Annotated in this window: 6 protein-coding genes; all 6 read left to right on the top strand. The window is 43.8% G+C overall.

Going from position 1 to position 16,627, the window contains the following annotated elements:
• Positions 1 to 54: 54 nt before the first annotated feature.
• The 6 genes from Q1V85_RS13515 to Q1V85_RS13540 all read left to right on the top strand — a co-directional run bounded on the left by Q1V85_RS13515 (position 55) and on the right by Q1V85_RS13540 (position 16,275).
• Positions 55 to 6,681, top strand: a complete 6,627-nt coding sequence (locus Q1V85_RS13515; protein WP_300600771.1) for an FG-GAP-like repeat-containing protein — start codon at positions 55 to 57, stop codon at positions 6,679 to 6,681.
• A gap of 12 nt (positions 6,682 to 6,693) precedes the next feature.
• Positions 6,694 to 7,284, top strand: coding sequence for a hypothetical protein (locus Q1V85_RS13520; RefSeq protein WP_300600773.1), 591 nt, complete (start codon positions 6,694 to 6,696; stop codon positions 7,282 to 7,284).
• A 401-nt stretch (positions 7,285 to 7,685) separates the two neighbouring features.
• Positions 7,686 to 8,129 carry a hypothetical protein gene (locus Q1V85_RS13525; RefSeq protein ID WP_300600775.1) on the top strand — a complete coding sequence of 148 codons (444 nt, stop codon included), beginning with the start codon at positions 7,686 to 7,688 and terminating at the stop codon, positions 8,127 to 8,129.
• Between the two features lie 566 nt (positions 8,130 to 8,695).
• Entirely contained in the window at positions 8,696 to 11,074 is a 2,379-nt protein-coding gene (locus tag Q1V85_RS13530; RefSeq protein ID WP_300600777.1) for a glycoside hydrolase family 127 protein, read from the top strand.
• A gap of 206 nt (positions 11,075 to 11,280) precedes the next feature.
• A complete protein-coding gene (locus tag Q1V85_RS13535; protein ID WP_300600778.1) occupies positions 11,281 to 11,469 on the top strand; it encodes a hypothetical protein in 189 nt (62 codons plus the stop codon).
• A 696-nt stretch (positions 11,470 to 12,165) separates the two neighbouring features.
• Positions 12,166 to 16,275 (top strand): two-component regulator propeller domain-containing protein, encoded by a 4,110-nt coding sequence (locus tag Q1V85_RS13540; protein WP_300600780.1) that lies wholly within the window; start codon positions 12,166 to 12,168, stop codon positions 16,273 to 16,275.
• Positions 16,276 to 16,627: the final 352 nt, after the last annotated feature.

Raw genomic sequence — 16,627 nt, forward strand, 5'->3', positions numbered from 1 at the left:
AGCTGTCAAAAAACCAAGTCTAAAAACTTAAACGAAGCCCAAATGAGAATAACTATGAAAAGAGTTTTGTTATCCAGCGTACTAGCATTGCTGACGGCAAGCGTTCTTGCTCAAATTAATCCATCAAAGCCTGTAGGAGTATTGGAAGGAAATGCAGATGTTTCACTGGACGGTGCGGCCAGCTATAGTGTTCCAATAAAAGTACCGAAAGGGATTGCTGGGATGCAACCTTCATTATCTATAAGCTACAACTCAAGGACGACAGACGGCCTGGCTGGCTGGGGTTGGAACCTTACAGGTTTGAGCGGTATCACCAGAGGTGGTCAGACAAGGTATCACAATGGGTTAACGATCCCGGTTCGTTTTAATGCCGATGATAACTTTTACCTGGATGGGCAGTTACTCATTCCGGTAAGTGGCACAAACGGTAGCAATGGAACCGTGTATGAAACAGAGGCGAAAAATTATAGCAAAATAGAATCCTTTGGCACTGTGGCTGGTGATCCCGACTGGTGGCGCGTAACTTCCAAGGAAGGGGTGGTGATGGAGTATGGAGCGCAAACCAGTGACCGGCTAAGGGCTACAGCCAATTTCTCCTGGTTTATATCCAATACGAAGGACGTAAGTAATAATACAATTACGTACAACTATAGCCAGTATGAGAACGGTACATGGCTGGATAATATAGCTTATTCCAACGTAACGCTACAATTTGGTTATTTCTACAAACAAAACACAAGTATTGCGTTCGTGGGGGGGATGCCATTTAAAGGGTTTAATATTTTAAACAAGATAACGATTAATATAGATGGTGTGCGGCAGATAGATTACAAGCTAAACCAGGAGGTGAAGTTAAAACGTCATTACCTAAAAAGCATTGAATTGGTTGGGACGGATAATATGAGTTCTGTGCTGACAAAGTTTGATTATGGAAAGGTGGACGAGGAAGAAGGTACCTCGTTCACCTTGGGTAGTTACAACTCTTTAAACTCAATCAACGCAACGCTGGTTCCGGGAGATTTTGATGGTGATGGAAGAACAGACTTGTTGATTGCCGACAAGCAGGCGCGTTTCAATACAGCAGGCACGGCCATTGACAGTATAACATCTCAACGCTATGATATAGTAACAGATATACTTCCGGGCGGTGGCGTTTCGGCTCAACTAAAGTTGAGCCAGAATTTACCAGCGGCATCTTATGTAAAACAGAATGATCTCACCAGTCCATACTCCAGTTACCCAACGGATTTTAATGGCAATGGGAAAGACGGTATTTTAAGGGCAACAAATAAATATCACATTTTCTGGAACACAAAAGGTGGGCAGGAGGAAGATGGAATGAGCTATACGGATTATCTTAAGCTTGATAATTTTACGTCGAACGGAAGTGGCGGCCTTAGTGTAGATTCAACAGCACTTCCTATCCCCAATTCACTTGGGGATAATTACAATTTTTATTTGAAGGATGCTAACTCATTGGTTCAGGGAGACTTTGATGGTGATGGGAAAGGTGATGCGATCATGATTTTAGGACGGCAGTATCAAACGGGCACCGGCAGTAAACAATGGTCCTGGGTATTTCCAACAGGATGGACTTATGCGTATTATCCGATCTTCGATTATTCTTATAAAGCCTTTTTTACTAATACATCCAATGGCTATTATAATAGCGAGATCCTGGGGCTGGGCAATGAGGTGAAAGACGCAAAAGCTATTTATGCAATAGACTTTGATGGTGACGGAAAGCAGGAGTTAATTGTATTTAAGCCGTATAGCTATATCGTTTATGCAATCAATCAGATTCCTGCTAGTAGCGGCTATAATTTCCAGGCAACCCAGATACTGAATGCGGTTAACATTTCTTATAATAATTACCGGCAGGTAATGATCGGTGATTTTAACGGGGACAAAAAGACTGATATAGTTTGTATCAGTAATAATACGAGTTACGCATCAGTATTTTATAGTTCGGGTACAGACTATAAGTATGCACCATTCTATCTGCAGTATACTCCCAGTTTTGATTATAGATTGACACAGTCGCCTACTTCAATTGCCCGTCCTGCCAGGTTTGCAGCGGCAGATTTAAACGGAGATGGACTAACAGACATATATCAATCAGATACATATACTGCAACTTTTTCTTATCCTGGGCCAGGCACTACCACTACTACTACTCCAAATGATGCCACAATATGTAAAAACGGTACATGTACCTATTATTATATGCAACAACGCCAGGCTGTATATTATTCCAAAGGGTTGGATTCTTATGAAATGTACGAGCCCATGCAAACAGCGTATGTATGTGAAAGCAATTGGAATAATTTTTTGGATCAGCATCCTGATGCAGAAATAGTTGAGACCGATTTTGGGGGTTGTTGGAATCCCTATACACATCAGGACGAATATACCTATTACGTAACCTATGATTACCAGCCAGTAACAACTTATACATATATATATACGACGCCGACTGGCACTAACTACAATCTGGATAATACTCCTTATTTTCCGCTAAGCATCGGTGATTTTGATGGCGATGGCAAAATGGAACTGATTCAGGGAGATGCAACAAACTACGGTTTAATAAACGGAACCAAGGGGATAGGAGCAAACAAGGATGTAAGTTTGCTGAACAAGGTGACTGATGGTTTTGGTAATGAAACAACGTTTACCTATGAATCATTGGCGGAAAAAAACAGCGGTCCAATATACACTACTACCGGTGCTTTGAGCAACGCCTATCCCATTAATGTAATGTCACTGCCGATTAAGGTGGTAAAAAACCAGCAGTCACCGGATGGTATCGGGGGAACAGTAACCCGTAACTATAGGTATGAAGACCTGGTATTAGACCGGCAAAAAGGGCTCTTGGGATTTGCTAAAATGACAACATCATCGACGCTCGGAGATAAAACGGAGTCTACTAGTGAACTGAGTGGCTATTACCGTGTGCTCTTACCGAAAACAAGTAACATGTATTTGAACGACACGCTGATCAGCACTTCTGTACAGACCAGTACCATTGTACCACTGAGCACAACTTCTACCCGATATTATACATCGTTCAATCGTATCAAAGTGCAATCGGCCACAAGTATTGAGCGGAACCTGGTGAGTGGTGCTGCTGTGAAGAGGGAAATGTCCTATGATAGCTATGATAATGTAACGCAACAGGTCACCAAGTCCGGTTACTGGGACGGAAGTGATGTAACAGCTTTAGAGACAGCTACTGTCAGCACCCAGTACACACAAACGGGCAAAGCACTGGTGCCTGTATTTCCCATCCAGGTTACAGCAAGTAATACCAAAGGGACCAACACTGCCAGCAAGATCGGTACCATGTCTTATACAACAGACCGGGGCCTGCTGCAAAATAAAACGGATTGGGCATCCACGCCGTTGGCGGCATCTACAACTTACAGCTATGATATATATGGCAATATGATTCAGTCGGTAAGTTCAATACCCAGCAAACCGAATCTAACAACAACATATACTTATGATGTAGCCCAGAAGTTTGTTGTTAATACTGTAGCTAGTTGTGATGGCATAACAAGTACGGGATCCGTTACCTATCACCCGTTATGGGCCGTACCGCTAACGTCAACAGACGGGGATGGAACCTCGGGCAGCCTGACCACTATCTACGAGTATGATGCGCTGGGCAAGCTAATGAAAACGACAACGCCTTTAGGACATCAGATATTTGAATCGGATGTATGGGATGTTAACGGTCAGCAAACGTATTACCATTTAGTAGACTATCCTGATGGAGTGAAGTCGGATCAGAAAGTATGGTACGACCGTTTGGGAAGGGGTATTAAAACACAGGTATTGGGTTGGAACGGTCAATGGACAACACAGACGAAAAACTACGATGCAAAAGGGCGAATCTCCTCAGAATCTGCTCCATATTACACCGGCGAGACCATCCTGACGACAACCAGTATCTATGGTGCTCCGTTGAATCAACTATCAGCAACTATTACGCCAAATGGTACAGCAACAATATCATATAGTTACCCTGGCTATGGGCAGTCTGTTATAACGCGAACCAACCTGGCTGGTCAAGTAAGTAGCGAGAAAAGAGACGCTATTGGGCTGTCTATAGAGACATTAGATCATGGTGGCGTTGTGACATATGCTTATGATGAACGAAGGAACCCTCTTACTACAGTGGTCAATGGTACAACCATGGTAACGAATACCTATGATAGTTATGGAAGAAAGATACTGGCAAACGAAGCAAACGCAGGAACTATTGGATATGAATATGACGCTTCAGGCCTATTAACTAAACAAACGGATGCAAATGGGAAAATCACAAATTTGACCTATGACGGCTTGGGACGGGCGCTAACCCGAACAACAGTAGATGGTACAACGACGTTCGAATACTACAATGCGGCCAATAATAAGGCATTAAAAAAGATATCGAACGGGGACCACAGTAGAGAAACATTCTATGATAATTATCAGAGGGTTGTTCAGCAGCAGGATATTATAACTGGAGAGGGGACATTTAATACGGTTTACGAATATGACGCGAATGATAATCTCTCTGCAACTATATATCCAGATGGCACAAGGATTGAAAACCAGTATACAAATGCCGGTATCTTGACTAAGGTGCTAAAGGGAACAAATGTTCTCTATGAGGCGGCGGGTTTTGATGGTCTGGGGCATGCCACACAGTATAGGCTTGTAAATGGGTTACTAAGTACAAATTACTATGATAAGGGCTTGCCGACTAAATATTATACTGCTGGTATTCAGGATTTAAGGTTTAGCTTTGATTTGAATACAGGAAATTTAAGCTCGCGGAACGATGCTCTTAGAAGCTTGTCTGAGGTGTTTACGTATGATAACCTTAATCGGTTGACCTCCGCGACTGTAAATGGGACCCAACAATTTTCCATCACTTATGACGGGGCCGGCACATCGCAAAGCGTCGGTAATATAGCCTCAAAGTCAGATATTGGAAATTACACCTATATGACGGCGAGACCGAATGCTGTTGCGTATGTCAGCCCGATGGTGGGAACGTCTGCCCTGGTAAGTGACCCGGCATTAAGCGTAAGCTATAGCAGTTTCCAAAGGCCACTGCAGATCGTAAAGGGCATAAATACGTTGGACCTTACCTATGGAGTGGATGACGAAAGAGTAAAGACGGTGCAGAGTATAGCAGGATCGATGGAGACAAAGTTGTTCCTGGGTAGTTATGAAAGGCAAAGTCTGCCCGGTGGGGTGGTTAACCATATTGTATATGTAGCGGGTGGCAATGGATTATGTGCAATGATCATTAATGGAGCTCCTCATGCAGTGTATACGGATTACCTGGGGAGCATATTAGTGGTGACCAATTCCAGCGGTACCGTAGTCGCTGAGCAGAACTTTGATGCATGGGGCCGTAAACGAAACCCAGCTAACTGGACTTACGCCAGTGTGCCATCCGTACCCGTTTGGTTGTTTAGAGGCTATACTGGACACGAGCAGCTGGAAGCGTTCGGGTTAATCAACATGAACGCCCGGTTGTATGATCCTTTTACCGGAAAGATGCTGAGCCCCGACAATTATGGATCGGGGGTATATGGAACGCAGGGATTCAATAGATACTCCTATGCAAATAACAACCCGTTAATGTTTCGGGACCTAACGGGGAATTGGGCTGGTTGGGATGATGTTATAGTCGCTGGCGCCGGATTTTTGTTTGGGTATATTAAACACGGTATTACAACTCATGACTGGGGGCTGAAGGCCCTGGGTGAAGGTGCATTGACTGCAGCTACTTTTATGTTAGGTTATTATACAGGTGGCTCAAGTGTTGCTGCATCAGGGTATGCAAGTATATTTGGCCAGGCAGGCGCAAATCTCGTTGCAGCGGGCTACGCTGCCGGTATGGTAGCAACTAGTGCTGCGTCCTCCCTTTTTCCTCAAATGACGATACCTATAAGCAAAAATTTCGCCCTGAGTTTTGGACCTTCGATTGCATTCGGCTCAACCGGTGCGAGCTTTGGGTTGTCGGCGAGCGGAACTGCTACATTTGGGGACTTTTCCTTGACTGCTGGATTAGGTGTGGGAAAAACCTTGAATTCGGTAGATGTCAAGGCTGAGGGGTGGTATAATACGAATACTGTTGCAGTGAGGTTAGGTGGATTTGGAGTCTCATCGACGGGTATCAACGTCGGGGATGGGAAAAATTACTATAATCAAAGGGTGAACGGAATAACTTATAATAGCAAAAAAGGCTTTTATTTTGCGTTTTATGATGACTATAGTCCAATTGGATCTTCCACAGATAAGGGTAGGACTTTTGCTTTGGAGATGGGGTATGGAAATTTTGGATTTGGCACACAGATCTTTACAACTGATCATAGCAAATATGAAGATGCACTTGGGGGTGCATCATCTTGGAAATCAAGGATATGGGGGTATAATAATAAGAGAGGGGTGTATGATAATAACACACGGAGCATTTCCAGCCCACTTTATTTTTCTATAAAAGCGCAAAATGGGTTTTCCTATCGTTTTGGTATAGAGTCGCCAATGGTGCAGGACTTTTTTCAGAATGGATTTCATAAGTATCTTTTCCCTACTCCTTATTTTCGAACTGACTATGATACGCCAACCCGGCCTTATGGGTATTTTGGTAATGGCCCGGCTTATTGGTTTTAAATTAAATTTGCAATGATGCGTACTGTTTTAATATTTTGGTTGCTGATCATTTTTGGTCACTACTCCTGTGTACAGTTAAAAATACCTGAAAAGAAGTATTTTACCCTGGCCGCTTCAAAATGGACCAATAATGATATTGTTAAAACAAATGGTTATTATTACCGGAAGCATCAAAAGACCGGGGAATACTGGATAATTATTCTATATGATGATGGATTTTGCAGTTTAATTATGAAGCCTGGATTTAATGAATTAAAACAGGTGGAGGCGTATATTTATTCTAAAAAAGATGAATTTCAAAAAAAGAAGGACGATGTTAGTTGGGGGAAATATTGTATTCAAAGCAACAAAGTAATTACAATAGAGAACTTTAATTTCAATCCTGACAATGGAAATTTGGCTGTTTATCGTAAAGTAGGGCAGGTGCTAAATGACACTACTTTTCGGATGGATAGTTTTTGGGTAAACAATGAGCAATATAGGGATGACAAGGCGATTTACCATTTTAAGCAGTATAACCCTATGCCGTCCTCTCGTAATTGGATAGAAAATACTGGCTGGTATAAGAAAATAAACGGTGTAGATAATCATCCTATAAAATAATAGTATGCGTTTGATGACTTCATGTTCATTTGTCATTTTGGGTGGCTACTCTTGTAGACAATTAAAAGGACCGAAACGAAGTACGGAAGAGTACAATAGCGGAGATTCCCTGTTCGGGTTTAAGGACTTTGATTCATTGCCATCGTCAGCTAACTGGATTGAGAAAGGTGGTTGGCACGGGAGCATGAATTAGGAACATTGCAATGTTGAATGGCAATGATTGCTTCCAGATAGAATGTTTATTAAACTGCGGCGACGTATATTAAGACTCAAGATTTATGAAATTTGTTCTGTATTTGTGTGGGTCCCTTTTTTGTGTTGTTTCTTCATGTGTGCAGTTGAAAATAGTTGAGAAGAAGTACTTTACATTAGGCACATCCAAATGGGTTAATAACGGTATAATGAATACGAATGGGTACTATTATACTCAGGATGTTCACAGTAAAAAGTACACCGCGCTAATATTATTCGATAATGGCTTTTGTTGCGCCTGCCATAAAAGTTTTTCCAGCCTGGATGATATCAATGGCTATCTCAACACTAAAATGGCGGATTTTCCTAATGATAAAAATAGCAGTGAGGCCAGTTGGGGTAAATATTCTATAGTGGAAAATAAAATTAGTATTGAGTACTTTTTCCCCAATTATGACAATGGTAATATTGGTGTTTATCATTTCGAAGGGGAGCAGATAGGTCTTAATAGTTTTAAGTTAACTGAAATGCTCTATAATGGAACGAAACGCTGGCCGTTCGCTTCTGAAACATTCTATTTTAACCATTATAAACCATTGCCGTCTGCAGGCAATTGGATAGAGCAGTGTAGTTGGTATAAGAAAATGCAATAGAGCTACGGAAATGTGGTTTGTCAATAATTGAGTTTAGATAGAAGTGGATGTTTGTTAAACTATCGTAAGGAATATTTTGACCCGGGATATGTGAAATGCGCGCCTATTTTAGTGATTGGATTTATGATGCTGTCGACATACAAAGAGGATCCATTTGGAAAACCGGTGTAATGCTTGTTATGATCGGGGGCAAACAGTATATATACAGTGTAAGTCATAAGCATAAAAAAAGCTCCTTAAAAGGAGCTTTTGTAGCGGGATCGGGAAAATGAACGAACCAGATTGCGAAGAGTTTTTGAAGTTTTGCGCATTGCCTGATTACCGGGATGACATTGTTTGCTTTAAGTAAAGGTTCTGACGCCAAACGATTTATAAGAGGAACCCAGCTCATGTTAAAATCGGGAATATAAACAGGCCTACCCAATAAATTTTTTTGCTCACACTGTTTTTAAGTAGCATCTAGTGATGGCCCACGCTGTTATTTGTAAGGATGACATTTGTTTTTTATATTCGTGTAATCGATTTCATTTTTTTGTGTTTGTTTGCTGTAATAGGTTAATTGCCATATGTTTAAGCGGATCATTATAGGCGTATTATTGCTGGGTGTACTGGAGCTGCCGGCCCAGGATAAATTGTATAATAATACGTTCAGTCTTGGAGATGTGGTGTTGCTGCCAGGCCCCTTTCAGCATGCCCGGGATCTGAATATTGAAGTGCTGCTGAAGTACGATGTAGACCGTTTACTGGCGGGTTACCGGAAAGAAGCAGGGCTTCCTTCAAAGGCGGAAATATATCCCAACTGGGAGGGATTAGACGGACATATCGGCGGTCATTATTTGTCTGCACTGGCGATGAACTATGCCGCAACGGGCAATTTGGAATGTAAGCGGCGGATGGAATACGTCATAACGACGCTCAAAGCTTGCCAGGAGGCCAATGGGAAAAAATATCCAGGCTGGGGCAGGGGATATGTGGGGGCGGTTCCAAACGGGCAGGGTCTATGGCCGGAAATAAAATCAGGCAACCTGGTACCTGTTTCCAAATACTGGGTGCCCTGGTACAATGTACATAAGATGTATGCCGGTTTGCGGGATGCCTGGCTATATGCAGGCAATGACGAAGCCAGAAGCATATTCCTGAAGTTTTGCGATTGGGCCGTTGACCTCACAGCAGCTTTGTCTGATGAGCAGATGCAGCAAATGCTGGGCATTGAGCAGGGCGGTATGAATGAAGTATTGGCGGATGCTTTTCAAATGACCGGCAATCAAAAGTACCTGGTTGCCGCTAAGCGCTTTTCACATCGCGAATTCCTGGATCCGCTTTCCAAAGGGATCGATAATCTGGATAACAAGCACGCGAATACACAGGTGCCCAAAGCAATCGGTTTTGAGCGGGTGGGTGAATTGTCGAACGACAGCCCATATAAAAATGCAGGCCGTTTTTTCTGGGAAACCGTTACACAGCACCGCTCATTGGCATTGGGTGGTAACAGCCGGAGGGAATTTTTCCCGGGCGCCGCATCCTGCTACGATTTTATAAACGATGTGGAGGGCCCCGAAAGCTGCAACACCTACAACATGTTGAAGTTGACGCAGGATCTTTTCAGGCTGGATCCGAACGCCCGGTATATGGATTTTTATGAAAGGGCGTTGTTCAATCATATATTGTCTACCCAGCACCCCGGGCATGGCGGCTATGTGTATTTTACACCCGCGCGGCCACGTCATTACCGGGTTTACTCGACGCCCAACCAGGCCATGTGGTGCTGTGTAGGCAGCGGCATGGAAAACCATGGAAAGTATGGGGAACAGATATATACCCACCAGGAAGATTCATTGTTCCTGAATCTTTTCATCGCTTCTGAGCTTAACTGGAAAGAAAAAGGAATCCGGTTAAAACAGGAGACGGCATTTCCGGATGAGGAAAAAACAAAACTAACGGTTACCGGTGGACAGTGCAGGTTTACGTTAATGATCCGGTATCCTTCCTGGGTAAAGGCGGGCGCTTTTCAGATCCTGGTAAACGGTAAACCGGTTGCGGTGACAAAAAAAACGGGCTCCTATACCGGGATTTTACGCACCTGGAAAAAGGGGGATGTTGTGCAGGTTGCCCTGCCTATGCATACAACCATCGAACACCTGCCGCATGTAACGGAATACATTGCTATTATGCATGGCCCGATCCTTTTGGGAGCCAGAACGGGTACGGAGAACCTGCGCGGATTGGTGGCTGATGACGGCCGCTGGAGCCATATTGCCGGCGGCGAAAAATTACCCGTAAATCAGGCTCCGGTATTTATCGAAGATAAAATAGCAGCTATTGCCGGTCACCTCGTTCCTGTAAACGGAAAACCCATGCAGTTTCAATTTGTAGATCAAAAAATGGCGAACCCGGAAAAGTTGATATTAGAGCCGTTTTTCAGGATTCACGATGCCCGGTATATGATGTACTGGATGGCGCTTACACCTGCTCAATACAGCAGGCATATGGATTCGGTTGCCAATGCAGAGAAGGAAAAACTGGAGCTGGAAAAAAGAACGGTTGACTTTGTAGCCCCGGGGGAACAACAGCCGGAAGCGGATCATGCAATGCGATCCGAAAATTCAAAAAAAGGGGTGGCGCATGATCAAACATTTCGCGAAGCTGCCAGTGGGGGCTACTTCAGCTATTTGTTATCAACCGGCCGCCAGTCGCATTTGGGTATTTTGTTACGCTATTGGGGTGGAGAATGGGGCCGGCGAAAATTTGATATCTATGTGGATGATGAAAAGCTGGTGTCTGTAGATAATAGTAATAAATGGAACCAGGCGCGGTTTTTCGATGTGGTATATGCGATTCCTGAAGCAATGGTAAAGGGTAAAACCACGATCCGCATTAAGTTTCAGGCGATGGAGGATGTTAGCAGCAGTCCTGTATATTATCTGCGGTTGGTGAAACAGCGGTAATGCGGGTGCGCACATGATAAGGCATATAACATTTTTTCCGATTCGTGAGGACACGAATCAAGGTGCACAGCCTTCGCTAATGCGGGATCCTCACGCGCCGCCTCGGCACTAATAATGTATGCACCTTTTCATATGCACCGGGTATTCATAACAGCAACTAAAAAACGATTGGTTTTTAACCCTAACAATCAATGCACATAAATTCCATGAAGAAATTATTGCCTCTTGTAATCGTAATCCTCCTGAATGGCTGCGCCGGAACCCGGCAAACAAAAACGGCTGCAGGAAGCTTAAAAGATACCTATAAAAAGGACTTCCTGATCGGCGCAGCAATCAGCTGGCGGCAGGTATTGATTCACTATGCGACCGCAAGGGCGATGACCACGCAAGGTTAAGGGGATTCCCAACATTCAGGTTTCCATTGCGACCGCCGCGGATACGTTGCGTTCCTCGCGGTTAAATCGAACCACAAATTTGGCAAAGGATTTAGTCGAATTAAAAATATTTCAGCAACCATAAAAGTTATAACACAACGAATCAGTGACGCTGTGTTTCTGTGGCAGGTATTGATTCACTATGCGACCGCAAGGGCGATGACCACGCAAGGCTAAGGGGATTTCCAACATTCAGGTTTTCATTGCGACCGTTGCGGATACGTTGCGTTCCTCGCGGTTAATCGAATCGCAGATTTGGCAAAAGATTTAGTCGTATTAAAAATATTTCAGCAACCATAAAAGTTATAACACAACGAATCAGTGACGCTGTGTTTCTGTGGCAGGTATTGATTCACTATGCAACCGCGAGGACGATGACCACGCAAGGCTAAGGGGATTTTCAACGTTCAGGTTTCCATTGCGACCGTTGCGGATACGTTGCGTTCCTCGCGGTTAATCGAATCGCAGATTTGGCAAAAGATTTAGTCGTAGTAAAAACATTTCAGCAACGGCAACTATAAAAGACGCTTAAGGAAACAGTTTTTTAGGCCTTTTTCATTACTTTTAATTGTGGATTTGACAATATTTATCTGGGGATACACCCATTTGGATGTTTTCAACAGGTACTGTACTTTTATGATGTAATATGGGTTGCTTGTGAAACCGTTGCTGTTAACGCTGCTATTGTGCTGGTCGGTCCTTTTTGCTGTTGCGCAAAAGGGCGCCTATAATTTTCTTAAAATAAATACAGGAACGGGGCTTTCGCACAACCAGGTAAACACGATATTAAAAGATGAAGATGGTTTTGTATGGTTTGGCACTATGTCGGGGTTAAACCGGTACGATGGCTATGAAATAAAAACATTCCGGAAAAAGCCCGGCGATTCAACATCTTTAAAGGATAATTCAGTGCTGGACCTGTCCCGGCTTCCTGAAAGAAAAATGTGGGTCATGACCAGGGCCGGTTCCTGTGTCTATGATCCTGCCAGCGAAAAATTCGAACCCGATTTTAATGCCTGGTTACAGGCGCTCGGGCTTCCGCCGGGAAACGTTCAGAAAGTAATCAACGGAAAGAACGGCCGGTTTTGGTTTTTATATGATAACGGGAAGATATATGCCTATACGGAGAAAGAAAACAGGGCCCGGCTGATCTATAATAACGTGGCGGACAAAGTTGCATCGTTGCGGGAAACAGATGGCGACCGGGTATGGATCGTTTCGCAAAGGGGCATTTTACAGCTTTTTGATTTCAGGCAACATAAAGTGCTTAAAAGTTTTCCGGTGCTGCCGAATACCGGCGGCAATGTGCAATACGATCTTTATGTGGATGCCGATGGGGATGTTTGGGTTTGGAACCATATCCGGGGGATCTGTTATTTACACCCCCCGGATAATACCATCCGCCAGTTTAACGAAGCGGCTGTTTATAGCAGGCTGAATGCTAATCCTGTAACCCAGGTTGTTCAGGACAGTGAAGGAAAGATATGGATTGGTACCGATCATGGGGGGATCACCGTAATTGATAAACAAAATCATTTTAGTGCCGGCTACATTTTAAACGATCCGCAAAATCCCCAGAGCCTTAGTCAAAACAGTATTAACGCCATTTATAAAGATGAGAGCGGCATTATATGGATCGGCACCTATAAGCAGGGCGTTAATTTCTTTAACAGCGATATCGTACAATTCCCCTTGTATCGTCATCAGGAGTCCAGGCCCGGCAGTCTTCAGTTTGATGATGTAAACCGTTTTGCAGAAGATAGAGAGGGAAATATCTGGATAGGGACCAACGGCGGCGGGCTTATTTATTTTAACCGGAAGACGAATGTCTTTACCCGGTACCTGCATGATCCCAACGACAGGAACAGTATTTGCGCAAATGTAATTGTGAGCCTGTGCATCGACCACAATAATAACTTATGGATTGGTACCTACCTGGGCGGGCTCGACAGGTACGATGGTCATACTTTCACACATTACACCCACCGGGAAAATGACCCGTCAAGCATCAGTAACAATAATGTCTGGGAGCTATTTGAGGATAAAGAACAAAATTTATGGATCGGTACCTTAGGCTCCGGGTTAGACCGGTTTGATACAAAAACAAACTCGTTTGAACATTTCCGGGCTGATGAAAAGCGGGGGCTGCAATTTTCGGACTATGTTTCTGCTATTTTACAGGATAAAAAGGGCAATATATGGGTAGGGTCGGCAAATGGGCTGGCTGTTTTTAACACAAAAAACCAGTATCACAACACGTATACCGCTACGGCAGAAAAAAACAGCCTGAACTACAATAATATTATCTGTCTTTATGAAGATGCTAAGGGCCGGATCTGGATCGGTACCACCGATGGGCTGACCCTCTTTAACCCGGGCTCCGGGAAATTCCAGCGTTTTGACGTGAATGATGGTCTCCCCGACAATGTAATATTAAATGTTATCGAGGATGCGAATCATGCTTTCTGGATTTCCACGCCCAATGGCTTGTGTAACGCCATACCCCTTGATGCCGGGGATAATACGGTATTGACGATCGTTAATTACGATGAAACCAATAACCTGCACGGCCGGGAGTTTAATGAAAATGCTGCTTATAAAACCAGGCAGGGGGAATTGATTTTCGGAGGTACTTCAGGATTTAATATCATCAATCCCGCCTTCATACATAAAACAGCAGGCCGCCCCAAACTGATGTTTACCGGGTTACAGGTGCTCAACAAAAATATAGAACCCGGGGAGCTGGTGAATAACCGGGTTTTGCTGCCGCGAAGCATTGCACAGGTAAACGAGGTGCAGCTCCGGTACGAGGAAAATTATTTTACCATTCAATTTGCTTCACTTGATTTTGTGCATAGTGTAAAAGATAAGTATGCCTATATGCTCAAAGGGTTTAATAAGGAATGGGTGTATACAGACGGCAATCAACGGCGTGCCACCTATACGAACCTGAGCCCGGGCGATTACGACTTTATGGTAAAAGTGATGAACCGGGACGGGGTATGGAGCAAGGTAAAAACGCTGCATATTAAAATTACGCCCCCGTTCTGGCGCACCAACCTTGCCTATATTATTTATGTATTATTGGTAATAGGGCTGACCTTGCTGGCAAGAAAAATAATCCTCGACAGGATACACATGCGTTATACGGTTGCGGAACAAAGGAAGGAAGCCGAAAGAACGCAGGCTATTGAACAAATGAAAACAAAGTTCTTTACGAATGTAAGTCATGAGTTCAGAACCCCCTTAAGCCTGATCATTGCCCCGCTGGATAAGCTGGTAAAGCAGGTAACGAACGATGATCAGCGAACGCAGTTAAACCTGGTGCAGCGCAATGCAAAACGGTTGTTAGCGCTGGTGAATCAGCTGCTGGACTTCAGGAAGATCCAGGAACAGGAAATGAAGCTGCATCCATCGTTTGGCGATATGATCGGTTTTGTAAAAGATATCAGTGATTCTTTTTTAGATGTTGCGGAAAAAAAGAAAATCCAATTTTCATTTGATACAGATACGGAGCACCTTGAAATGTATTTCGACAGGGATAAGATCGAAAAGATCATGTTTAACCTGCTCTCCAATGCCTTTAAATATACCAGCGATTCCGGACGGGTGAGGGTCAGCATAAAATATAAGCCGGTGAGTGAAACGGAAAAACAAGCCATGGTAGTTGTTGAAGTGGCGGATACAGGTATCGGCATTGCCCCGGGTGACCAGGAGCGGATATTTGAGCGGTTCTTTCAAACCCATTTACCGGATTCAATGGTAAACCAGGGCACAGGCATCGGGTTGGCGATCACAAAGGAATTTGTAAAACTGCATAAGGGCGTGATAACGGTTAAAAGCCTGCCCGGCCAGGGAACCACGTTCACCCTGTTAATTCCGGAGAAAAAAACACCGGATGCTTTTAATGAAGGAAAACCCGCAAGCGCCATTCCTGTGGATACCGAATCTGGTGCAACTGAAAAAGAGCTGAATGAAGCATATAAAAAGAAAGGGAAAAAAACAATACTGATTGCGGAGGATAATGAAGATATGCGCTTTTACCTCAAAGACAACCTTAAAGCGCATTACCAGGTGATAGAAGCGGCAAACGGCAAGGAGGCCTGGGACAAAATAAAAAACCAGGTACCGGATATGGTTGTGAGTGATTTAATGATGCCCGAAATGAATGGATTAGAGCTATCAAAAAAAATAAAAACGGAGAAAGAGACCGCGCATATCCCTGTTATTTTACTCACAGCAGTAGGCAGCGAAGAAAAACAGCTGGAGGGTCTTCAGATAGGGGTGAATGATTATATTACAAAGCCGTTTACATTTGAAATTCTCGCATCCAGGATCAATAATATTATTGCACAGCAGGAGTTACTGCACAAGCGTTTTCAAAAGCAGATAGAGGTAAACCCGAAAGAAATAGCCATTACCTCGGTGGATGAAAAATTTTTGGAAGACGCACTGGCCATTGTAGAAAAAAATATTGCCGATCCGGACTTTTCAGTTGAAAGTCTCAGCCAGGCATTATTTATGAGCAGGGTAACCTTATACCGGAAACTGCTAACACTCACCGGCAAAACACCCATCGACTTTTTAAAAACGATCCGGTTAAAAAAGGCGGCGTTGTTGCTTTCCAAAAGCGGAAAATCGATCGCCGAAATAGCCTATGAAACAGGCTTCAATAATCCCAAAAATTTCACCAAACAATTTAAGGAAGAATTTAATATCCTGCCCTCCCGATATATAAAGCAAGCTGCGGATGATGCCGCGAAATAATGCACGCACAGCCAGGAGTGATGCAAAATAATAGCCCTGGGCTTCGGCCCGGAGCAACAGATATATACAGGATGCGGCCCAGAAAGGGTCGAATGTGTTTGTTGAACGCAGCCGCCTTCCGAAACATTAAATATTCGGCCCCGGTGGCCGCGCGATCTACGCGTCCGTTGCCCCCGGCTGAAAGCCAGGGATATTCGCCTTACGTCCTACAGGCTATGTTTACCTTATTTCAAATGCGTCCACCCTGTTCACTCCCTTTGACTGTCATTAAGTCGCCCTTATTCAACATCTGGAAAAATTACCCACCAGGCCCCCCTGCCTGGATACAATGATGCTGGATAGGAGCAATATC

This window comes from Niabella sp. (genome assembly GCF_030150205.1).
Classification (GTDB): Bacteria; Bacteroidota; Bacteroidia; order Chitinophagales; family Chitinophagaceae; genus Niabella.

Excerpts from the sequence above, each read along its gene's own strand:
- Q1V85_RS13530 (WP_300600777.1), top strand. The coding sequence starts at position 8,696 with ATGTTTAAGCGGATCATTATAGGCGTATTATTGCTGGGTGTACTGGAG.
- Q1V85_RS13520 (WP_300600773.1), top strand. The coding sequence starts at position 6,694 with ATGATGCGTACTGTTTTAATATTTTGGTTGCTGATCATTTTTGGTCAC.
- Q1V85_RS13525 (WP_300600775.1), top strand. The coding sequence starts at position 7,686 with ATGAATACGAATGGGTACTATTATACTCAGGATGTTCACAGTAAAAAG.
- Q1V85_RS13535 (WP_300600778.1), top strand. The coding sequence starts at position 11,281 with ATGAAGAAATTATTGCCTCTTGTAATCGTAATCCTCCTGAATGGCTGC.
- Q1V85_RS13515 (WP_300600771.1), top strand. The coding sequence starts at position 55 with ATGAAAAGAGTTTTGTTATCCAGCGTACTAGCATTGCTGACGGCAAGC.